We start from the raw sequence: 20,259 nt of genomic DNA on the forward strand, positions 1-20,259 counted from the left end.
GAGGCTCAACCTCGCCCGCGGAAAGCGTCCGCCCGTAACGGAATGTGCGGTCAAGTACACGTTTTGGTGAAGAGCCTAAATAATATAATAAAACCAGACCAGACCTTATATTTATAGGTTTTGAGTTTGATTATATATAATCAAACTTTTTATATTGTCTGTTTTCGTACAGATTATTGCTTTTGAATAATAAGGGTAAGATTAATTTTGTGATACCATTAAATGTAGATGCCTTCTTCAACTAACGCAGCAGTTTAGTGAAATAAAACTAAAAGATAATGGGTATGATAAAATAAGATTTTACTTGGGCTTCTTTTCACTTTCTTAATATGAATATTTTAATAATGGTAGGAGTGTAGTTATGTTAAAAAGAACCAACAATGCTGGAATGGACGAAAATGAGTTCTGGGATATAATAGATATGTTTGAGTGGAAACACACAGGTGATGACGAAAAAGTTTTAGAGAAGGCAACTAAGTATTTATCAAAAAAGTCTGATGAAGATATATACAAATTTGACGATATTTTATCAAAATTGCTATTTGATTTAGATGGGAAAGAATATGCGAAGAATATTGGTGAAGATGCATATATTAACGAGGATACTTATTTTTCACCAGATGTATTTCTATATTCAAGATGTGTAGTGGTGGCCAATGGAAGGCAATTTTACTACGAAGTCCTAGATAATCCAAAGTCAATGCCAGAGGATATGGAATTTGAAGCACTTCTTTATATTGCAGGTGAAGCATTTGAGATGAAAAATGAAGAGGAATATGATTATTCACCAAAATTTGATTACGAAACATATTGTAACGAAAGTAAATGGAAAGATTAGTTCATAATGTGTTGAGTAAGTTGGAAAACAAATTATAAAGGTTTGTTTTTTTCCTATTAAAGTAACGGGGGTGCGTTAGTTTAATAACAAGTACAGCCACTTCCTATCTGGAGGTGGCTGTTTCTACATATTAGATAAAATAAAGCAATAGGAACAATCCTTGCGAAAACAGCTTTTATATTTCATTAAGAATTTTTTGTATGGCAGTTACATATCCTACCTAGATAAGACGATAGCGGGTTGCCTTTTAAATTTGCTATTTCCCTTGACTACTATAACTTAAAGTTCAGAAAGAACATCTTCTTACTATTTGTAAATAACAATCTCATCGTTTTACCCAATTGAAATAAATGTCATGTTAATAATAATGCCAATTACAATACCGATAATGACCGCAAATAGTCCTAATACGATTTCGTATGGCTTTAATAACATACATTCCCTCCCTTCATGTTCAATAGAATGAATAAAAATCATTATTAACTTAAAAAGTAAATAGTATGACGTAGTCGATTTAGATGCAGTATACGTACAATACTATACAAATAGCACAATTTACCGAAAGAGATTTTTTAATAGATTTATACATATAAAGCGTACTCATTTGCATATAGTAAATAGTATGTATAGATTTCTTTGTACATCATTTCGTGCGCTAAAGGCTCCATCACTAAGCTATTCACTAGTAGCTCTAAGTAAATAGAATTACTATTCTATCAAAATTTAAAAATTTTAGAATTTTTAGTTTACTAATTTAAGTAAATTTGTATATAATGAACTTGAATTTACTTAAAGGAGGTATTTTATGCAAAAAACAGAAAAAACAATACATGAAATATTGTCGAACTTACAAGATGGTGCTCGAATTTTAGTTGGTGGATTTGGTCTATGTGGCATTCCAGAGGTAGCAATCGAGGCCATTCGTCAAAAAGGCGTGAAAGAGCTAACCGTTGTGAGTAATAACTGTGGTGTAGATGATTGGGGACTAGGCTTACTGTTAGCGAACAATCAAATTAAAAAAATGATTTCTTCGTATGTAGGCGAAAATAAAATTTTTGAGCAGCAGTTTTTAAGCGGTCAGCTTGAGGTGGAGTTAACGCCACAAGGGACATTAGCAGAACGCATTCGAGCAGGTGGGGCGGGTATTCCGGCCTTTTATACAGCTACAGGTGTTGGTACGCCTGTTGCGGAAGGGAAGCCTGTAAAAGTATTTGACGGAAAAGAATATATCGAAGAGCGCGGCATTGTAGGGGACTTTGCATTTGTAAAAGCATGGAAGGCAGATAAATTAGGCAATCTTGTGTATCGAAAAACAGCGCGTAACTTCAATCCGATTATCGCAACGGCGGGTAAAATTACTGTGGCAGAAGTAGAGGAAATTGTTGAAGTTGGCGAACTAGATCCAGATGAGATTCATACACCAGCTGTCTATGTGCAACATGTTATTTTAGGGGAATCGTATGAAAAGAGAATTGAAAAGCGCACAACAAGAGCAGAGGAGGTAGTAGGATGACATCTGTGAAAGAACGTATTGTGAAACGAGCTGTACAAGAAATTCAAAATGGGATGAATGTCAATCTGGGGATTGGTATTCCGACACTTGTAGCAAACGAAATTCCGAGTGATTACCAAGTTTTACTACAATCAGAAAACGGTTTATTAGGTATTGGTCCATATCCACTAGAAAATGATGTAGACCCAGATTTAATTAATGCAGGAAAAGAGACGGTGACGGCCGTAGCAGGAGCATCATTTTTTGATAGTGCCGATAGCTTTGCGATGATTCGCGGTGGACATATTGATGTAGCGATTTTAGGTGGGATGGAAGTATCGGAACAAGGCGATTTAGCGAATTGGATGATCCCAGGAAAAATGGTGAAAGGTATGGGCGGTGCAATGGACCTTGTGCAAGGAGCCAAGCGTGTCATTGTTATTATGGAGCATGTATCGAAATACGGTGAATCTAAAATTAAAAAGACGTGCACATTGCCATTAACGGGACAAAAGGTCGTTCATCGATTAATTACAGAATTAGCTGTTTTTGATTTCACAGAGCAAGGCATGGTATTAATTGAAACGGCTCCTAATGTAACAGTCGAAGAGATTCGAGAAAAAACAGAAGCTGATTTTACTGTATCTGAAAATCTAAAAAAATACGCATAAAACAGAGAAAAAAAGAAAATTCGATTAAATTATGCGTTTTTCTAGTAGACTCTACCATTTTCAGATGATATAGTGTAAATAAACTCGGAATGACAAAAAATAGTATAATAGTGTTATTTCGACAGTAAAATAGACGCGAAGAATAAGGAGTGGTTTATAGGAGGAGTAAAATCGATGGTTAGACAATCAGTTAAACAGCGCATTATCGAAACAGCGCTAGATCTTTTTCAAGAAAAAGGCTATCACGGCGTTTCGGTAGATGAAATTGTTGAAATAGCAGGTACATCAAAAGGTGGATTTTACCATAATTTCAAAGCGAAAGATGCATTGCTCTATGAAATACACGATGTATTTATTTCATACGTTTTAAAAGAAACAAAAGTAGCGTATGAACAATATGAAACACCGATTGATAAAGTGTGTGCGATGCTGTATGCATTTACAAATGTATTTCATTTGTATAAGCGACATATTACCGTTTTCTACGATGAAAGTGCGTATTTACCAGCTCATTATAAAACGGTCATTAAGGAAAAGAGAACAGAATACCGTAAGCTAATCGAGCGAGTGATCGAAGACGGGAAAGCAAGTGGGCATTTTAGGAAAAGTACTTCAACGACCATCACGACGATGGCAATCATTGGATTAGTGAACTGGACATACAAGTGGTATTGGCAAAATGGGCATTTAACAATGGAGCAAATTACACTGTACTTTAATGATATTATTTTACGTGGCATCGTGACAGAAAAAGGATATGAAGAAGCGTTTGCAAAAAAACATTTATTAGAATAAAACGGAAGCAACCAGCATATAACATACTGGTTTTTTAAATCAATAATACAAACCGACTAGTCGGTACAGACTGAATAGTCGGAAAATCGAAAGGGGATTATTCTATGAATTTTGAATTAACGAAAGAACAACAAATGATTCGTGATATGGTTCACGAGTTTGCACAGGCAGAAATTGCACCACATGCACGAGAGCTAGATGAAAAACATGAATTCCGTAAAGAAAGCTTTGATAAAATGGCAGAGCTAGGCTTATTCGGTATTCCATTTCCAGAAGAGTATGGTGGATCAGGCGGCGATACGATTTCATATGCACTAGCAGTTGAAGAAATTGGTCGTGCTTGTGGCGGTACAGGGTTATCTTATGCAGCTGCCGTTAGTTTAGGGGCAACACCGTTTTATAACTTCGGAACAGAGGAGCAAAAACAACAATACTTAGTTCCGATGGCGCAAGGGAAAACATTAGGTTCATTCGGTTTAACGGAGCCAAATGCGGGATCAGATGCAGGCGGTACACGTACGAAAGCTCATTTAGATGGCGATGAATGGGTAATCAATGGTGAAAAATGTTGGATTACCAATGCTAGTTATGCACATCAAATCATTGTAACAGCAGTTACAGGACAGGATGAGCGTGGTAAAAACATTATAACAGCAATTATTGTGCCGACGGATACACCAGGGGTAACAATTCGTTCGGACTATCAAAAAATGGGTGTTCGTGCATCGAATACATGTGAAATCGTATTAGAAAATGTACGTGTACCAAAGGAAAATGTTTTAGGTGACGAGAAAAAAGGCTTTGGCCAATTCTTAAATACGTTAGATGGTGGACGTATTTCAATTGCTGCGCTATCAGTAGGAATTGCACAATCGGCATACGATAAGGCACTACAATATTCGAAAGAGCGTGTGCAATTTGGAAAATCGATTTCCAAGCTACAGGCAATTCAATTTAAATTAGCAGATATGGCAATGGAAATTGAATTAGCACGTAATATGGTACACAAAGCGGCATGGTTAAAAGATCAAGGCAAGCCGTTCAAAAAAGAGGGCGCATTCGCAAAATTATTTGCCTCTGAAATGGGCTTCCGCACATGTAATCAGGCGATCCAAATTCATGGTGGTTACGGCTATATGGCAGAGTATGATGTAGAGCGTCATCTACGTGATATTAAATTAATGGAAATCGGGGAAGGTACATCCGAAATTCAACGTGTTGTTATTTCACGTGCTATAGGTTGCTAAGCTTATTTAGAACTTTGACAAATGAATAATAGGAGGAAAGCGTATGGCAGAACTGGTTTATCAAACGATTGGTGAGCTACTGGAAGAAAAGGCTGTAAAGTATCCGGAACGTGAGGCATTAGTGTATGCAGATCGCGATGTACGAATGACGTACAAACAGTTTAATGAACATGCAGATAAAGTAGCAAAAGCGTTGATGGCGATTGGACTTGAAAAAGAGCAACATTTTTCTGTCTGGACAACGAATGTACCTGAATGGCCTGGCCTACAATTTGGCTCTGGTAAAATGGGGGCACCACTTGTCACAGTCAATACGAATTATCGTGCAAGCGAACTAGAATATTTATTAAAGCAATCCGATTCACGGGCGATGATTTTAATCGATCAATACCGAGACCATTCGTTTATTGACACGATGTATGAATTATGCCCTGAACTAAAGGAATGTGAGCCTGGAAATTTAAAAAGTGCTCGCCTACCGCTTTTGAAAACCGTAGTTGTGATTAGTGATAAAAAATATCCGGGCACTTATAGTTATGAGGAGTTTTTAGCTACTAGTGTCAACATTTCTGATGAACAACTTGCAGAACGCAAACAATCCTTAACATATGATGATGTCATCAATATTCAATATACATCCGGTACGACGGGTTTCCCAAAAGGTGTCATGCTTCGACATTCTAACCTTATTAATAATGCGATTAATATTGCAGAATGTATGAAGCTAACATATGAGGACCGGTTATGTATTCCGGTACCGTTTTTCCATTGCTTCGGCTGTGTCATTGGTACGCTAACAATCGTATCAGTAGGTGGGACGATGGTGCCTGTTCAAGAATTCCATCCAGAAGTGGTGCTACGAACAGTGGAAAAAGAAAAATGTACAGCACTTCACGGTGTACCAACAATGTTTATTTCTGAATTAAATTTACCGAATATTAAGGAATTTGATTTATCAACGCTTCGTACAGGTGTTATGGCAGGCTCTAACTGTCCAATCGAAGTGATGAAAGATGTCATTAACGTAATGGGTATGAAAGACATTACAATTTGCTACGGTCAAACAGAGTCATCGCCAGTGATTACACAAACGCGTCCGGAAGATTCTTTAGAAATGAAGACGGAAACAGTTGGTCGTCCGCATCCAAATGTCGAAATTATTATTGCTGAACCGGGTACAAATAAAGAGTTACCACGCGGGGAGCAAGGCGAAATTTGTACGCGCGGTTATGTTGTGATGAAAGGGTATTATAATAACCCAGGTGCAACAGCTGATGCGATTGATGAAGATAATTGGCTACACACAGGTGACCTTGGCACGATGGATGAAAACGGCTTTGTTCGTGTAACAGGTCGTTTAAAAGATATGATTATCCGCGGTGGGGAAAATATTTATCCACGTGAAATTGAAGAATTTTTATATAAACACCCGAAAATACTTGATGTCCAAGTAGCGGGTGTACCTGATGAAAAATATGGTGAAGAAGCCGCGGCTTGGATCATTTTGAAGGAAGGGCAAACGGCAACGGAAGAAGAAATACGCGAATTTTGTACAGGAAAAATTTCTCGTCACAAAATCCCGCGCTATATTTACTTCGTCAACAGTTATCCGATGACCGCTTCAGGAAAGATTCAAAAGTTCAAGCTACGTGAGCAGTTTCAAGGGTTTTCAAAAGCATTACAGTAGGGGAGGTTTCGCTATGTTTAAAAAAGTATTAATTGCGAATCGTGGTGAAATTGCACGACGCATTATTCGCACATGTAAAAAGCTAGGGATTGAAACAGTCGCGGTCTATTCAGAGGCAGATGCAGAGAGCCTTCATGTAAAAGAAGCGACAGAAAGTTATTGTATCGGGAAACCACCCGTTTTGCATAGTTACTTAAATATCGAAGCGATTCTTGATGTAGCGAAACAATCAGGTGCTGAAGCAATTCATCCTGGTTACGGACTACTTTCAGAGAATGCTAGTTTTGCGAAACGTGTGGAAGAAGCAGGATTAACATTTATTGGTCCAACATCAGAAGTGATTCAAGCGATGGGCAGTAAGCTAGAAGCACGTAAAACGATGGAACAAGCTGGCGTACCGATTGTGCAAGGTGTGAATGAGCCGATTGCTGATACGGATGAGGCAGCTAAAATTGCTAGTGATATCGGTTATCCAGTCATGTTAAAGGCATCAGCTGGCGGTGGCGGAATTGGGATGCAGCTTGTCAACAATGAAGAAGAGTTACGAAAAGCGTTTGAAGGCAATCAAAAACGTGCACAAAGCTTCTTCGGAGATGGCACGATGTTTATCGAAAAATTCATTGCAGAGCCACATCATGTGGAAGTGCAAGTACTAGCAGATGCACATGGCAATGTCGTGCCTGTATTTGAGCGAGAATGCTCGATTCAACGCCGTAATCAAAAGGTAGTGGAAGAGGCACCATCTCCATTCATTTCAGAAGAGACACGTCAAAAAATGTTGGATGCAGCAGTAGATGCGGCGAAGCATATTGGCTATACAAATGCTGGTACAATTGAATTTTTAGTAGACCGCGATCAAAACTTCTACTTTTTAGAAATGAACACACGTCTACAAGTAGAGCATCCGGTGACAGAAGAAATTACAGGGATTGATTTAGTGGAGCAACAATTAAAAGTAGCAAATGGTGAGGTACTGTCGTTTACAAGAGAAAATATTGTGAAAAAAGGGCATGCCATTGAAGTACGTATTTATGCCGAGAATCCGGTATCGTTCTTCCCATCACCAGGGACAATTAAACATCTCCAATTACCTGAAGGAGAAGGAATTCGACACGAAGTAGCAGTCGAAACGGGCAGCAATGTAACGCCATTCTATGATCCGATGATTGGGAAATTAATTGTATTTGCGCCAACACGTGAGGAAGCATGTAGCAAGTTAGCGGAGGCACTACGAAACTATGTAGTAGAAGGTATCGAAACGAATATTCCAATGCTACTAGAAACGGTTACGCACCCACAGTTTTTAACAGGGATTACAACAACAAAGTTTGTAGAGGAATATTATTTACCAAAAGCAACAGCAGTAGGTAAATAAGTCGAGAAGGGGCGCGAAAGATTGAACTTTGGCGAGAACACATCGAAAACGTGCCTCTTCTCTACATTCTATTTTAAGCGGAGGGATAGTATATGACAATAGTAAAAGCAAGTATGGCAGGAACAGTGTGGAAAGTTTTAGTGCAAGAGGGCGAAGAAGTAGCGGCTGGTCAAGATGTAGTCATTTTAGAATCTATGAAGATGGAGATCCCAATTGCTGCAGAAGAAGCAGGTACGGTCAAACGTATCATCGCTGCAGAAGGTGACTTCATTAACGTTGATGACGATTTAGTAGAAATCGAATAAGGGAGTGTGACCGATGCAACTACCAAAGCGAGTGCAATTAAAAGAAGTAGGTCCACGCGATGGATTGCAAAATGAAAAAAACTTTATCGAAACCGCACATAAAGTTGCATTAATTGACCGCTTAAGTGAAACGGGGCTCGATTACATCGAAGTAACGAGCTTCGTTCATCCAAAATGGATTCCGCAACTCGCGGACGCTGTGGACGTGTTAAAAGCGATTAAACGTCAAAAGGATATTACGTACGCCGCACTTGTGCCGAATGCTAAAGGACTAGAGCGAGCATTAGCAGCAGAGATAGACGAAGTGAGTGTCTTCATGTCTGCTAGTGAAGGACATAATCAATCAAATATTAATAAATCCATAGATGAAACATTTCCTGTATTAAAGGAAGTGGTGGACGGGGCATTAGCCGCTGGTAAAACAGTACGCGGTTATATTTCCACAGTCATTGCTTGCCCGTATGATGGCTATACAAAACCAGCGCAAGTTGTGCGCGTAGCGGAGAAGCTACTTGACATGGGCATTACGGAAATTTCACTAGGCGATACGATTGGTGTTGGGGTACCGACGCAGGTGGATGCACTGCTGAGTGAAATGTTGCGTTATTTTAAGGCGGAACAGCTAGCGATGCATTTCCATGATACACGTGGTACAGCACTGGCGAATGTTGTGACAAGCTTAACACATGGCATTACGAAATTTGATAGTGCGATTGGTGGGCTTGGGGGTTGTCCGTATGCACAAGGGGCTTCCGGTAACGTCGCTACAGAAGATTTGTTGTATTTGTTACATGAGATGGGCATTGAAACAGGTGTAGAACTAGAGCGCGTCCAGCAAACCGCCTTATATATAGAAGGAATTCTAGGGAAAAAGCTATCGTCCAAGCAAGTAGCAATTGCACGAGGGGAGGAAGAGTCATGCCAGATTTCGTAACGGTAGAAGCACAAGACGGTATTGCAATTTTAACGCTAACAAGAGCAGAAGCCGCGAACGCATTATCTATTCAAATGCTACATGAAATAAATGATGCATTAGAAACGATTCAATATGATCGTTCCATCCGCGTCGTGATTGTGACAGGAGATGGCGAGAAAGCATTTTGTGCTGGAGCAGATTTAAAGGAACGAAAAGGGATGAGCGAGGAAGAAGTGCGGAAAACGGTCGCTTTAATCGGCAAAACGGTTAGTCATTTTGAGCACCTTGCTCAACCAGTCATTGCAGCGATTAATGGGGTTGCATTTGGTGGGGGCTTAGAGCTGGCACTTGCTTGTGATATTCGGATTGCAAGCGATACGGCAAAGCTAGGTTTAACAGAAGCTGCGCTTGGGATTATTCCTGGTGCTGGTGGTACACAGAGACTCCCTCGTTTAATTGGGGTTGGTAAAGCGAAGGAACTGATTTATACAGCACGTCGCCTCTCAGCAAATGACGCATTGGCATATGGCATTGTTGAGCATGTTGTAGCGCCGCAAGAGCTGTTAACTAAAGCAAAAGCACTAGCTGCCGAAATGGCAAAAAATGCACCACTTTCTTTAGTTCAAGCAAAGACAGCCATTCATCATGGCATACAAACCGATATTGCCACAGGCTTACAAATCGAATCATTAGCGTATAACCGTTTACTATATACGGAAGATCGACTTGAAGGGTTAAAAGCTTTTCAAGAAAAACGTTCACCAATCTATAGCGGCAAATAAAAGGGGGATGGGAGAAATGACAAATATTTCAGTTGAAAACAAGCATCAAGAATATAAAGAGGTTATTTCAAAAGGCGGACATGAAAAATACCACGCTAAAAATACAGAGCAAGGAAAATTATTCGTTCGTGATCGACTTGCGCTATTATTCGATGAAGGTTTACAAGTAGAAGATGGAGCGTTTGCCAATATACTTGCAGGCGACTTACCTGCAGATGGTGTCGTAACAGGTATCGGAAAAATTCACGGTCGAACGGTATGTGTAATGGCAAATGATTCAACGATTAAAGCTGGATCATGGGGTGCAAGAACAGTTGAAAAAATCATCCGTATTCAAGAAACGGCTGAAAAACTGGGCGTTCCTTTACTGTATTTAGTAGATTCTGCAGGTGCTCGTATTACAGATCAAATTGAAATGTTCCCAGGCCGTCGCGGGGCAGGGCGTATTTTCTACAATCAAGTCAAATTGTCCGGTCGCATCCCGCAAATTTGTTTATTGTTCGGACCATCTGCAGCAGGTGGTGCGTACATTCCAGCATTTTGTGATGTTGTCGTGATGGTAGAAGGCAATGCATCGATGTACTTAGGTTCACCACGTATGGCAGAAATGGTCATCGGTGAAAAAGTAGACCTTGAAACGATGGGCGGTGCAAAAATGCATTGTTCTACTTCCGGTTGTGGTGACGTACTAGCAAAAACAGAAGAAGAAGCAATTGCCTATGCACGTCAGTACATTAGTTACTTCCCAGATAACTTTAAAAACAAACCAAAAGTAGAAGCACCAAAATTGCCGGCTACTTTTGAAAAATCAATTGATGACATCATTCCAAAAAACCAAAATGCACCGTTCAATATGCATGATTTAATCAATCGCATTATCGATGAAGGTTCGTTTTGTGAAGTGAAAAAATTATTTGCTGCTGAAATCATTACTGGTTTGGCGCGCATTAACGGACAGTCAGTAGGGATTATCGCCAACCAACCACGCGTAAAAGGTGGTGTATTATTCCACGATTCAGCCGATAAAGCAGCCAAATTCATTAGTCTTTGTGATGCATTCCATATCCCGTTAATCTTTTTAGCGGATGTACCAGGGTTTATGATTGGGACACAAGTCGAGAAGCTTGGTATTATTCGTCACGGCGCGAAAATGATTTTCGCCATGAGTGAAGCAACAGTGCCAAAAATTACAGTAATCGTTCGTAAAGCATACGGAGCAGGCTTATATGCGATGGCTGGTCCGGCATTTGAGCCAGATGTATGTATTGCTTTAACGGGCGCACAAATTGCGGTAATGGGACCAGAAGCAGCAGTAAATGCGGTGTATGCGAACAAAATTGCGGCATTACCGAAAGAGGAGCAAGCGGCATTTATTGAAGAGCGCCGCAACGAGTATCGCGAAGAGATCGATGTGTACCGCTTAGCGTCAGAGTTAATTATCGACGACGTCATCGAGCCGAATGAGCTACGCGCTACATTAGAAAATCGCTTAGATGCATACAAATCAAAAGAGCTAACATTTACACAACGTAAACACGGTGTTAGCCCGGTATAAAATGAAGCAATCCCTCGCGAATAAGCGGGGGATTTTCATTTAAATAAAACATTTTATCGATTGTTAAACGATGTAATGTTAAAACGATGAAAGAGTATCTAAACGTGCATAATGATCTTATCCCTAAGACGCAGAGAAGAAGTTGTATGATACATACGGGTGCAATTTCCTAAAACAAAAAACCGGCAAAAAAGATTGCCGGTTGGGGATGCTAAGGAACTTATTTATTACCGTTTTCGTAACTGTTATTTGCAAATCGACCAGAAGCTTGTTGTTTTTTTGCTTCAGCTTGTTGGATTTGTTGTTTAACTTGGTTAACATCAGTCTCAGTTCCGAATTCCACGTTCATTGCGCTACTATAATTTGCATTCGAACCAGAAGCTTGTTGTTTTTTCGCTTCAGCTTGTTGGATTTGTTGTTTAACTTGGTTAACGTCAGTCTCAGTTCCGAATTCCATGTTCATGTTTTGATTAAAATTTTGGTTGTTATTGTTTGTCATGGATTTCACCTCCCGAAATTAGTCTGTACAGAGAGTGTTTTATCATACGTTTAAAAAAATTAACATTTTTCAGGGGAATTTACATGTAATGGCGGTGGAACTAACCAACCTTTACTTTTATTAAGGCGTAACAGTTTGGCACCAAGCTGTGCTTTACTTGTATGGAATTGACCGTACATGAGCGCGATGTCTTCTCTAGTAGACATCCCCATTGCTTGACTGCATGCGACTAAACCAGCAGCCATGTCTACTGATAGTGCAGCACTAATTTCTGGATCATTAAATTTTGCACCTGGAGGGATATCTTCAAGTTTTGCTACAGGACGCTCAGGTGGTGCTGGTGGTAATCCGACACCATTTGTTTTTAAGATGTTTTCTAACATCTTTACTTCGTCTCTTGCAACTTGGATGATATCTTCAATCATTTTTCGTAAATCTTCATCGCCAGTATGATTATAAAATGTTTGGTATCCAGCGATTAGACCATAGTTTGCTGCGAGATTTGTCCATACACCAAACACTTCGCCGTAATGTAATGGTTCGTCTTTTGGATTGCCACTAAGTATACCCATACTTACACTTCCTTCTTTCATTTTGGTCATGTCAGACAAGGATAGTATGGTTGGAAGTTGAAAAAAAATTCATCAATAATTTATTGTTACTAAACAATACGTCAAAAATAATCAGTAACCACCAAAATATAAAAGTTTATACGCATTGGACTCTATAGTGCAATTGTATATTTTCCTTGCGCTATTGCTGATTTTCTTAAGTAGTATCACACCAATACGCTCAAAAACAGTATATATCTACTTGTTTTTCAGTAGATTGAACAAAATTATTTAAAGTAAATATTAGGGTTTTATGGTAAAATAAGTATAAAAACTATAGTGATAAACTAAGGGGATAGAATAATGGACATATTAAAAACATCATCAAAATCTAATCCAAACTCTGTAGCAGGTGCAATTGTTGCAGCATTAAAAGAACACAATAAAATTGAAATTCATTCAGTTGGTGCGGGTGCATTGAATCAAGCAGTAAAAGCTATTGCCATTGCACGAGGTTTCATTGCACCGATGGGGGATGATCTAATCTGTTCACCTGCATTTGCAGATATTACAATCGAAGGTGAAGACCGGACAGCTATAAAATTAATGGTTGAAAAACGTAAGTAATTTGTATGGTCACGAAATAGCAAAACCGCCAGTTAACCGGAGCTTGGCGGTTTTTCGGCATAAAAGGAGTTCAAATCGAAAGCGGCCACATAAAGTATGTGACCGCTATTGGCATAAATATTTTGTATTTTTCCCCTAAAATAACGTGCCTGTGCATTTTTTAATAATTAGTAATACTGGAACTAGCCAAAAAGCGAAGACCTTACTGTATCAATATTAATAAAAAACTTTCTCAATATTGTACTTCGCTCTTAACGTATTAATAGCGTAAGTTTCGTAAATTTCACGTTCCATCGCATCTTCAATTTCGTATACTTCAATTTTATGAATTTCATCACGGTATTTTTTCATTGGTGATACGTTATCTTCAAAGTGCTTTTTAATGCGTTGACGGATTTTACGTGCTTTGCCGACAAATAGTAATTCATTTTCTTGATTGTAGAAAAAGAAAATACCGCCTTTGTCACGTGTAATCTTATGGAAATCGATGAAGCCGAAATACGGTGTAATTTCCACATCACCAGGCTTCAGTACTTGTTCACGTTGGCGGATAACAAGATCCGGTTTTGGTAGTTCAATTTTAATCAAAATCGTCACGTCCTTATAAATAGTAAAAGTAAATTATAACATATAAATACTATAATGCCTAATTTCATTAAAATAATGAATGGAAAAATAAATAAATTAACCGATGCGCTAATTGCAAATTATCCGACATTATAATTTTAATTTTAAATAAACCCCTCGCACAAATCAACAAATAACCACAACTTCTCACGTTAAGTAAATAAGAAAAAATTTTTTTCCATATGAAATAAAAAATATTTTACATATAAAATTGACCAATTGTTTGATTAAGTTATTCTTAAAAGAATCAATATTCTAATCAAATATAACGTACACTTTTTACATTTCATCCGAACTTTTAGTCAGCATTATTTTTAGTTGGAAATTTTGAAACTATTTCTAGAATTTGTCGTCTGTAAGGTGCCGAAAGAAAGAAGGGATTTATTTGGAAGGAAAAGAGGAGCAAATGCAGCAATTGATGTATGAATATACGAGACATCTTGTTCGGATTGCCTATTTATATGTGAAGGATTGGGATGTAGCAGAGGATATTGTGCAGGAAGTATTTATTAAGCATTATGAAACGATGCATTATTATGAGGGACGCGCATCCATAAAAACTTATTTGACACGTATGACGGTTAATCGCTGTAAAGATTATTTAAAAAGATGGAGTACGAGGAAAACGTATTTATTTGAAATCATAACAGCCAAAGTAAGTGGTAGTGAAAGACAGTTAGTAGAACAAGAGGAACGAAATTTATTGCAGCAAGCTATTTTTAGTATGCCAATCAAATACCGAGAAGTGATTATTTTGTTTTACTATGACGAGCAATCAATTGCAGAAATCGCTAGTTTTTTTAAATGTAATGAAAATACAGTCAAAACAAGGCTTGCACGTGGACGTAAATTGTTAAAAATGCTATTAGACGATGTACAAATGGAGGTGCTTGGACATGAATGACTGGAAAGAAAAGCTTGATCGGATGATGGGAGATACGGTAAAGCAAGAGCAAAATATTCAACGTGGTGTTCAGCAATATATGCGGCAAGGAGCACCGAAAAAGATACAGTATTCTTGGAAAATAGCGAGTATACAAGTGTTATTAGTAGCTATAATCTTCATAGTCATTTTGAACGTATCAAACGAATCAGGCACTTTTATAACAGAGGAAAATATGGGACAAGAAGCCCGACCTCTTACTACTATGTATGATTTTCCGATTTTGTCTACAATACAAGATACACAATATATTCACCGTAATGTATTAAGCTCTGCCCTTGTTAAAGACGGAATAACAAAGAATTATTACGGTGTTTTTGAACGAATTGGCACATACGAGTTGAGTAGTGAATTTTACAAAGTAGGGGATATCGTTACATTTTATAAAACAACATCTCAACATAATAATGAACTGCTTCCATACCAGATTGCAGGTTTGCCTGGTGATACGATTCGTGTAACAGACGGTCAAATTTTTATTAATGACCTCCTATATATCAATGAAACATTAGAATTTGCAAAAAAATCTCAACACAAAATGGTACGGGATCGTCAAGCTGAAACATTACAAGCCAATCAATATTATGTAATTAGTAATACACCAGGAGTGGATGGCGTATTTATTGAAGATAGCGTTACAGATGTGAGAAACTTGTTAGGAAAAGCAGTTGGTTTTATATCGGCAGAACAGGCTATTTTTTCACAGGGGCAGTATATTTGGACAGAGACAGATGTAAGTACTTTTCGCACAAAAGATTACGGACCCGAGCAATTTCTCGACCTTGTCTTAATATCAAATTTAACCAATACACGAATTGATGAGGTTTTTGGTAGTGCAACTATTCCTCTTAGCTATCAACCTGTTTTATTTTCACTTACAAATTATCGTACAGTCACAATGGTGAGTGAAACAGAAGCAACTATTTCATATAAAATACCGGGAACGGTTGAAAAAAACATTTATATGCAGAAGGATTCGGCGTTAAATATTTGGTCAGTTAAACGTTTTGAATAGGGAAGTATATGATATCATCAACATGACAAGCATCGAATCATATATATAATCAATAGGTGCTGCCTTGAAAATTCTAGGCAGCACCATTTTCATCATATTAGTGGAAAAATTTCTCTACGCGCTGAATGACCTCATCAGCAGAAAGACCACTCGCTTCTATGACAGGACCTGAAGTGATTGTCTCGCTAATTCCCATAACGTTTGTATCTTGTCCTGTCACTACGCAGCAATCCACTTTTTTTGCGTCTTCTTCGTTACGAAGCTGAATTACTTCATAACCTTTTGCTTTTAAAGCATCTTCAACGTTTGTTAATGATTGTTCAACACCAATTATTTTAGACATGATTGTTCCACCTCCTATTTGTAATGTGTCATATCACAATGCTAATTATTCACGTTTTGTTTTTAAAGTTGATTACGCAACTAACGGGCATACTTTTTCTTAAGAAACAAAATCATGCTTAGAAGTTCATGTGGTAAAATAATGGAAAAGGAGTTGAGTGTGATTAAAACAAGAGCTAATTATCCATTTGTGTACTTTTTAATCGAACCAAATGTCGTGATGGTTTATCGAATTGAATCGGAGGATTATTTAACTAAAGAAGATTTACTAACAAGTGATATGTGGAAGGTGTATGAAATAGAGAATGGTACTATATTTGAAAAATTCAATCACGAAGAACATAAGGTAATCGAAGGAAGTGGATTATGGATAGGACAAAATGAACTGAGCATTATGCTAGAAGAAATAAATACGCATATTCAAAAAAATCGTCATATGTTACGGGCATCTAGTAAATTGCCTGAACAGCAAGGCGTTATGCATATTGTGATGTCAGAGTCGGCAGCAGGGGCTTTGCGAGTAGCATTAACTCGCCCTAAGACGGTTATTGGTTTTCCAGACTCCTTTTCAATTGGTCCCTTATGGAAATTAGATGAAAAAATAGGGCAGATTTCTCGAAATGAATGGTTATACGACAATATCAACTATGAACAAGAAGATGACGACTATCAACACAAGTTTGCCAATACACTACGTCAAATGGAAGATATCCCACATCATACTCCAATCTATATTTGGTATGGAGATAATGCAAATGAACAAGTGGGGCTTCGCTTTATTCTTTATTTATTGCGCCAAAAGACAAATGAGATATTTCTTATCAATTCCACAGCACTTTACGAGAAATATTGTAAGCCAGGGGAAGAACGACCTGTTCTCCAGACAAGTCAAATGGATTCTAATATTTTGGGGCTGTTATTTGAGCATCATAAAAGAGACAATCCATTATGCAAGGAAAAACGCATACAATTTTATACGGAATGGGAAAAGCTCGCTCAAACGAAGGAAGTGTTACGTTTTTGGATAGACGGTGAAATACACGGTGTACCCGAACATCATATAGATCCATTTATACTGGAAGTAGTTGGAAAGTTACATAGTAAGCAAGAGAAGAAGGAATTTATTAAAACTAACATCGTTATTGGGGAGTTAATGGAACAAATGAAAGGGCATATTGATTTATTCTTTTTCGAATATCGCATTAGACACTTAATTTATAGTGGGCTACTTGAGCTGAAAGGAATCCCAAAATCAATGAGGCACTATAGTATAAGACTGCGGTAGTTCCTCTTTGAAATCGAAGATATTTTGAAACAGTTTCATCAAACTAGCTTCGATATTTTGCTTTGTTGCAAATTTCACCATGCCACGTGTTGCCACCGCTAATCATCTCCCACATTTCTTTGAAAAAGGATGTTGAATGATAACCAGAATTAATCATTCGATGATTTTGCCCAATCAGTTCCTCTTTTGTATATTTTGATATTTGACAAAAATAATCGTTTACATATTGAATAACACCTCGATGATCTGTAATAGCCACAATAGCTGATTCATCTAAAGCGGTTTGAATATCATGTAGCTGCTGCGTCGTTAGATGAAAATGCTTTAAAGAATTAGGATGTAAAATAGTCATCACCTTCAATTTCCAATAATATAGAGCTTTATTATCATATTAATCTTATTGAAAATTGTTATCAATTAAAAGTGCATTTTTAAGGGAATTTAGCAGATTCTAGAGTACAAAAGCAGATTGAGGAACCATTTGCATAGTTAAGCAATGTATGCTGAACCTAATCTAAGAGCTGTTTCTGGAAGCCGAGTCCTCTAGCAACTATATTTTTTCAATTAGCTTCCTGTACCTAAAGTTATCATTCGCCTGTTAAATACGTTATGATAAGGGTATTAGTTATTTTTCAAAGGAGATAGATTTATGAAGAAATGGTCTTTTTTACTAGCAGTAACTTTACTACTAGGAGCTTGTAATAATGATGAAGTAAAACAACAGAAGACAGATGACCAAGGGCATGAACAGCATGATCATGTAACAGGAGATATACAAGAGGAAACGAAGAGTGCAGACATTTTACCTTCATTTTTAGATGAACAAACGGATTTAATGCGTGCAACTTATCAAATCGCAGGCCAAGCACCAGATATTTTACAATGGATGCCATGCTATTGTGGGTGTGGAGAATCGGCTGGTCATAAAAGTAACTTAAATTGTTTCGTGCAAGAAATTAAAGAAGACGGTTCAGTTGTTTGGGATGACCATGGTACACGTTGTAATGTATGTGTTGAGATTGCATTAAGCTCAGCGAAGATGCATCAAGAAGGCAAGTCATTAAAAGAAATCCGTCAAGCGATTGACGAATATTACAAAGAAGGCTACGCAACGCCGACGCCAACAGAAATGCCAGCATAATGAGTTAACTCCATGCACCATTGAATAAACACCTAGAAATGTACATAAATACTTATATGCTTCTTAGAGTATTAATAGAAAGAATAAGTAAAGGTGTTGATGTGATGACTTCAAATCAAAAGATGATTTTATTCATTTTAATGATTGGCAACTTTTTGGCGATTATAAGCACTTCAAGCATTAATATTGTGTTGTCTTCATTTATGACGATTTTCGGTAGCGAGTTACAAACGGTTCAATGGGTGGCGAGTATTTTTTTACTCGCTAACGGTTTAATTGCGCCAATTACGGGCTGGCTAGGGGACCGTTATACATTTGCAAAGATTTTTGTCGGAGGCATTATCGTTTTCGCGATTTCTTCCTTGCTATGTAGTGTGGCATGGTCTATTGAATCACTCATATTCTTCCGTTTCTTGCAAGGGTTAGCGGCAGGAGTTATTGTACCAGCGAGTATGACACTCATTTATTTATTGATTGAACGGGAAAAGCAACCGTTCGCTTTAAGTCTCTGGACATTAGGTGCGATGTTTGGTCCTGCGATTGGTCCAACATTGGCAGGCTTTTTAGTCGGTTCGCTATCCTGGCATTGGCTATTTTTAATTAATATCCCGTTTTGTGTAGCGGTCGTCATTCTTTCAAAATATTATTTAAAAGCAAATGAAGAATCGTCGTTATTGGCGCGTTTTGATACGAAAGGTTTTTTGCTTATCGTTTTTGGCACGGTAGGGATTGTATATTCGCTCAATATCGTTGAAACACAGCTCGTATTAGGCATCTCACTATTCTTAGTTGGCTGTACACTCATTATGTTTTATGTGTTCGATAGCTTTAAAAAGCAAAATCCGATTTTAAAGCTTTCTGTGTTTAAAATCCCGTCCTATACATACGGGTTACTCATTTCTTTTTTCTTGTTGTTTAATTTGTATGCGGCTACCTTATTTATGCCGATTTATTTACAAGATATAAGAGGGATTTCCGTGTTGGAAACAGGGCTCATCCTCATGCCAGCTGCTATCTGTATGGGCATTATTAACTTATTTGCAGGCAACCACTATTCCCATCAGCGAATGCTTGTGTTAGGAATTGTCGGTGTTACGGGGACAGTCATTGGTTCGTTTTTATTAGGGCAAATTGATTTAAATACATCCATTGTATTTATAATGGTAGCGTTAACGTTACGGAATATGGGAATTGCGGTGACGTTCACGGTAGTAAGTGCTGCGGGGATGAGTCAAGTCCCGAAAGAACTAAGCGGTCACGGATCTGCTGTGTTAAACTGGCTCCGTCAAACATTCAGTGCCGTGGCTTTAACCGTCATTTCTATTGTCATTAGTGCCATTACGTTATTGATGGAAGGGCAAGGCATTCCGTATAGAGAAGCATTTACACAAAATGTATCAACTATTTTAATCGTAGGCGGGCTAGTGACATTGCTTGTTATCCCGCTGCTGTGGGTTTGCTCTCGCAATTTATTGCAGATGGCTTATGGTGCTTCAACGGTGGATTAAATCGAAATGCTTATTATTTAAAATGGTTTTATTCAAGAATATGACTAATTATAAACGA

Annotated in this window: 22 protein-coding genes; 17 read left to right on the plus strand and 5 right to left on the minus strand. The window is 38.0% G+C overall.

Annotated features, from left to right (window positions below):
- Nucleotides 1-361: 361 nt before the first annotated feature.
- The 11 genes from AC3II9_RS17960 (at nucleotide 362) to AC3II9_RS18010 (ending at nucleotide 11,663) form a co-directional block, all read left to right on the plus strand.
- The gene (locus AC3II9_RS17960; RefSeq protein WP_489157644.1) at nucleotides 362-838 is read left to right on the plus strand and encodes a DUF4240 domain-containing protein; all 477 of its coding nucleotides are present in this window, start codon (nucleotides 362-364) and stop codon (nucleotides 836-838) included.
- Nucleotides 839-1,643: 805 nt separating this feature from the next.
- Nucleotides 1,644-2,351 carry a CoA transferase subunit A gene (locus AC3II9_RS17965; protein ID WP_391370635.1) on the plus strand — a complete coding sequence of 236 codons (708 nt, stop codon included), beginning with the start codon at nucleotides 1,644-1,646 and terminating at the stop codon, nucleotides 2,349-2,351.
- The gene (locus AC3II9_RS17970; protein WP_489157646.1) at nucleotides 2,348-3,001 is read left to right on the plus strand and encodes a CoA transferase subunit B; all 654 of its coding nucleotides are present in this window, start codon (nucleotides 2,348-2,350) and stop codon (nucleotides 2,999-3,001) included. The genes AC3II9_RS17965 and AC3II9_RS17970 overlap by 4 nt, the downstream gene beginning before the upstream one ends.
- A 174-nt stretch (nucleotides 3,002-3,175) precedes the next feature.
- Nucleotides 3,176-3,796, plus strand: a complete 621-nt coding sequence (locus AC3II9_RS17975; protein WP_489157648.1) for a TetR/AcrR family transcriptional regulator — start codon at nucleotides 3,176-3,178, stop codon at nucleotides 3,794-3,796.
- Between the two features lie 104 nt (nucleotides 3,797-3,900).
- Nucleotides 3,901-5,043 (plus strand): acyl-CoA dehydrogenase family protein, encoded by a 1,143-nt coding sequence (locus AC3II9_RS17980; protein ID WP_489157649.1) that lies wholly within the window; start codon nucleotides 3,901-3,903, stop codon nucleotides 5,041-5,043.
- A gap of 43 nt (nucleotides 5,044-5,086) precedes the next feature.
- Nucleotides 5,087-6,730, plus strand: a complete 1,644-nt coding sequence (locus AC3II9_RS17985; protein ID WP_489157651.1) for an AMP-binding protein — start codon at nucleotides 5,087-5,089, stop codon at nucleotides 6,728-6,730.
- A 13-nt stretch (nucleotides 6,731-6,743) separates the two neighbouring features.
- The gene (locus AC3II9_RS17990) at nucleotides 6,744-8,105 is read left to right on the plus strand and encodes an acetyl-CoA carboxylase biotin carboxylase subunit (protein ID WP_489157653.1); all 1,362 of its coding nucleotides are present in this window, start codon (nucleotides 6,744-6,746) and stop codon (nucleotides 8,103-8,105) included.
- A 92-nt stretch (nucleotides 8,106-8,197) separates the two neighbouring features.
- Nucleotides 8,198-8,410 carry an acetyl-CoA carboxylase biotin carboxyl carrier protein subunit gene (locus AC3II9_RS17995; RefSeq protein WP_391370651.1) on the plus strand — a complete coding sequence of 71 codons (213 nt, stop codon included), beginning with the start codon at nucleotides 8,198-8,200 and terminating at the stop codon, nucleotides 8,408-8,410.
- Between the two features lie 13 nt (nucleotides 8,411-8,423).
- Nucleotides 8,424-9,344, plus strand: coding sequence for a hydroxymethylglutaryl-CoA lyase (locus tag AC3II9_RS18000; protein ID WP_489157655.1), 921 nt, complete (start codon nucleotides 8,424-8,426; stop codon nucleotides 9,342-9,344).
- Nucleotides 9,329-10,108: an enoyl-CoA hydratase gene (locus AC3II9_RS18005; RefSeq protein WP_489157656.1), complete on the plus strand. Its 780-nt coding sequence runs from the start codon at nucleotides 9,329-9,331 to the stop codon at nucleotides 10,106-10,108. The genes AC3II9_RS18000 and AC3II9_RS18005 overlap by 16 nt, the downstream gene beginning before the upstream one ends.
- Nucleotides 10,109-10,124: 16 nt before the next feature.
- On the plus strand, nucleotides 10,125-11,663 hold the full coding sequence (locus AC3II9_RS18010) for an acyl-CoA carboxylase subunit beta (RefSeq protein WP_391370659.1): 1,539 nt from the start codon (nucleotides 10,125-10,127) through the stop codon (nucleotides 11,661-11,663).
- Nucleotides 11,664-11,883: 220 nt separating this feature from the next.
- Here AC3II9_RS18010 and AC3II9_RS18015 read toward each other — a convergent pair whose 3' ends face one another.
- Complete coding sequence (locus tag AC3II9_RS18015; protein ID WP_489157658.1) at nucleotides 11,884-12,162, minus strand: gamma-type small acid-soluble spore protein; 279 nt, start codon at nucleotides 12,160-12,162, stop codon at nucleotides 11,884-11,886.
- Between the two features lie 59 nt (nucleotides 12,163-12,221).
- Complete coding sequence (locus tag AC3II9_RS18020) at nucleotides 12,222-12,734, minus strand: DUF3231 family protein (protein WP_489157660.1); 513 nt, start codon at nucleotides 12,732-12,734, stop codon at nucleotides 12,222-12,224.
- Between the two features lie 342 nt (nucleotides 12,735-13,076).
- Between AC3II9_RS18020 and AC3II9_RS18025 the strand changes: the two genes are divergently transcribed.
- Nucleotides 13,077-13,340 carry a stage V sporulation protein S gene (locus tag AC3II9_RS18025; RefSeq protein WP_489157661.1) on the plus strand — a complete coding sequence of 88 codons (264 nt, stop codon included), beginning with the start codon at nucleotides 13,077-13,079 and terminating at the stop codon, nucleotides 13,338-13,340.
- A gap of 216 nt (nucleotides 13,341-13,556) precedes the next feature.
- Here AC3II9_RS18025 and AC3II9_RS18030 read toward each other — a convergent pair whose 3' ends face one another.
- Nucleotides 13,557-13,928 (minus strand): nucleotide excision repair endonuclease, encoded by a 372-nt coding sequence (locus tag AC3II9_RS18030; protein WP_489157663.1) that lies wholly within the window; start codon nucleotides 13,926-13,928, stop codon nucleotides 13,557-13,559.
- 424 nt (nucleotides 13,929-14,352) lie between these two features.
- Between AC3II9_RS18030 and AC3II9_RS18035 the strand changes: the two genes are divergently transcribed.
- On the plus strand, nucleotides 14,353-14,871 hold the full coding sequence (locus AC3II9_RS18035; protein WP_489157664.1) for a sigma-70 family RNA polymerase sigma factor: 519 nt from the start codon (nucleotides 14,353-14,355) through the stop codon (nucleotides 14,869-14,871).
- Nucleotides 14,864-15,925 (plus strand): S26 family signal peptidase, encoded by a 1,062-nt coding sequence (locus tag AC3II9_RS18040; RefSeq protein WP_489157666.1) that lies wholly within the window; start codon nucleotides 14,864-14,866, stop codon nucleotides 15,923-15,925. Before AC3II9_RS18035 ends, AC3II9_RS18040 begins: the two co-directional genes overlap by 8 nt.
- Nucleotides 15,926-16,022: 97 nt before the next feature.
- Here AC3II9_RS18040 and AC3II9_RS18045 read toward each other — a convergent pair whose 3' ends face one another.
- Nucleotides 16,023-16,268, minus strand: a complete 246-nt coding sequence (locus tag AC3II9_RS18045; protein WP_391370675.1) for a YkuS family protein — start codon at nucleotides 16,266-16,268, stop codon at nucleotides 16,023-16,025.
- A gap of 159 nt (nucleotides 16,269-16,427) precedes the next feature.
- Here AC3II9_RS18045 and AC3II9_RS18050 point away from each other — a divergent pair, with 159 nt between their 5' ends.
- Nucleotides 16,428-17,552, plus strand: coding sequence for a DUF1835 domain-containing protein (locus AC3II9_RS18050; RefSeq protein WP_489157668.1), 1,125 nt, complete (start codon nucleotides 16,428-16,430; stop codon nucleotides 17,550-17,552).
- A 43-nt stretch (nucleotides 17,553-17,595) separates the two neighbouring features.
- Here AC3II9_RS18050 and AC3II9_RS18055 read toward each other — a convergent pair whose 3' ends face one another.
- Nucleotides 17,596-17,904 (minus strand): PAS domain-containing protein, encoded by a 309-nt coding sequence (locus AC3II9_RS18055; protein WP_489157670.1) that lies wholly within the window; start codon nucleotides 17,902-17,904, stop codon nucleotides 17,596-17,598.
- Between the two features lie 297 nt (nucleotides 17,905-18,201).
- Here AC3II9_RS18055 and AC3II9_RS18060 point away from each other — a divergent pair, with 297 nt between their 5' ends.
- Together AC3II9_RS18060 and AC3II9_RS18065 are read left to right on the plus strand one after the other, a co-directional pair.
- Complete coding sequence (locus tag AC3II9_RS18060; RefSeq protein ID WP_489157671.1) at nucleotides 18,202-18,693, plus strand: PCYCGC motif-containing (lipo)protein; 492 nt, start codon at nucleotides 18,202-18,204, stop codon at nucleotides 18,691-18,693.
- A gap of 104 nt (nucleotides 18,694-18,797) precedes the next feature.
- Nucleotides 18,798-20,201 carry a DHA2 family efflux MFS transporter permease subunit gene (locus tag AC3II9_RS18065; RefSeq protein ID WP_489157673.1) on the plus strand — a complete coding sequence of 468 codons (1,404 nt, stop codon included), beginning with the start codon at nucleotides 18,798-18,800 and terminating at the stop codon, nucleotides 20,199-20,201.
- The last annotated feature ends 58 nt before the right edge of the window (nucleotides 20,202-20,259 follow it).

Source organism: Lysinibacillus sp. RU7 (assembly GCF_057837305.1).

Excerpts from the sequence above, each read along its gene's own strand:
- AC3II9_RS17960 (WP_489157644.1), top strand. The coding sequence starts at position 362 with ATGTTAAAAAGAACCAACAATGCTGGAATGGACGAAAATGAGTTCTGG.
- AC3II9_RS17965 (WP_391370635.1), top strand. The coding sequence starts at position 1,644 with ATGCAAAAAACAGAAAAAACAATACATGAAATATTGTCGAACTTACAA.
- AC3II9_RS17970 (WP_489157646.1), top strand. The coding sequence starts at position 2,348 with ATGACATCTGTGAAAGAACGTATTGTGAAACGAGCTGTACAAGAAATT.
- AC3II9_RS17975 (WP_489157648.1), top strand. The coding sequence starts at position 3,176 with ATGGTTAGACAATCAGTTAAACAGCGCATTATCGAAACAGCGCTAGAT.
- AC3II9_RS17980 (WP_489157649.1), top strand. The coding sequence starts at position 3,901 with ATGAATTTTGAATTAACGAAAGAACAACAAATGATTCGTGATATGGTT.
- AC3II9_RS17985 (WP_489157651.1), top strand. The coding sequence starts at position 5,087 with ATGGCAGAACTGGTTTATCAAACGATTGGTGAGCTACTGGAAGAAAAG.
- AC3II9_RS17990 (WP_489157653.1), top strand. The coding sequence starts at position 6,744 with ATGTTTAAAAAAGTATTAATTGCGAATCGTGGTGAAATTGCACGACGC.
- AC3II9_RS17995 (WP_391370651.1), top strand. The coding sequence starts at position 8,198 with ATGACAATAGTAAAAGCAAGTATGGCAGGAACAGTGTGGAAAGTTTTA.
- AC3II9_RS18000 (WP_489157655.1), top strand. The coding sequence starts at position 8,424 with ATGCAACTACCAAAGCGAGTGCAATTAAAAGAAGTAGGTCCACGCGAT.
- AC3II9_RS18005 (WP_489157656.1), top strand. The coding sequence starts at position 9,329 with ATGCCAGATTTCGTAACGGTAGAAGCACAAGACGGTATTGCAATTTTA.
- AC3II9_RS18010 (WP_391370659.1), top strand. The coding sequence starts at position 10,125 with ATGACAAATATTTCAGTTGAAAACAAGCATCAAGAATATAAAGAGGTT.
- AC3II9_RS18015 (WP_489157658.1), bottom strand. The coding sequence starts at position 12,162 with ATGACAAACAATAACAACCAAAATTTTAATCAAAACATGAACATGGAA.
- AC3II9_RS18020 (WP_489157660.1), bottom strand. The coding sequence starts at position 12,734 with ATGGGTATACTTAGTGGCAATCCAAAAGACGAACCATTACATTACGGC.
- AC3II9_RS18025 (WP_489157661.1), top strand. The coding sequence starts at position 13,077 with ATGGACATATTAAAAACATCATCAAAATCTAATCCAAACTCTGTAGCA.
- AC3II9_RS18040 (WP_489157666.1), top strand. The coding sequence starts at position 14,864 with ATGAATGACTGGAAAGAAAAGCTTGATCGGATGATGGGAGATACGGTA.
- AC3II9_RS18045 (WP_391370675.1), bottom strand. The coding sequence starts at position 16,268 with ATGTCTAAAATAATTGGTGTTGAACAATCATTAACAAACGTTGAAGAT.
- AC3II9_RS18055 (WP_489157670.1), bottom strand. The coding sequence starts at position 17,904 with ATGACTATTTTACATCCTAATTCTTTAAAGCATTTTCATCTAACGACG.
- AC3II9_RS18060 (WP_489157671.1), top strand. The coding sequence starts at position 18,202 with ATGAAGAAATGGTCTTTTTTACTAGCAGTAACTTTACTACTAGGAGCT.
- AC3II9_RS18065 (WP_489157673.1), top strand. The coding sequence starts at position 18,798 with ATGACTTCAAATCAAAAGATGATTTTATTCATTTTAATGATTGGCAAC.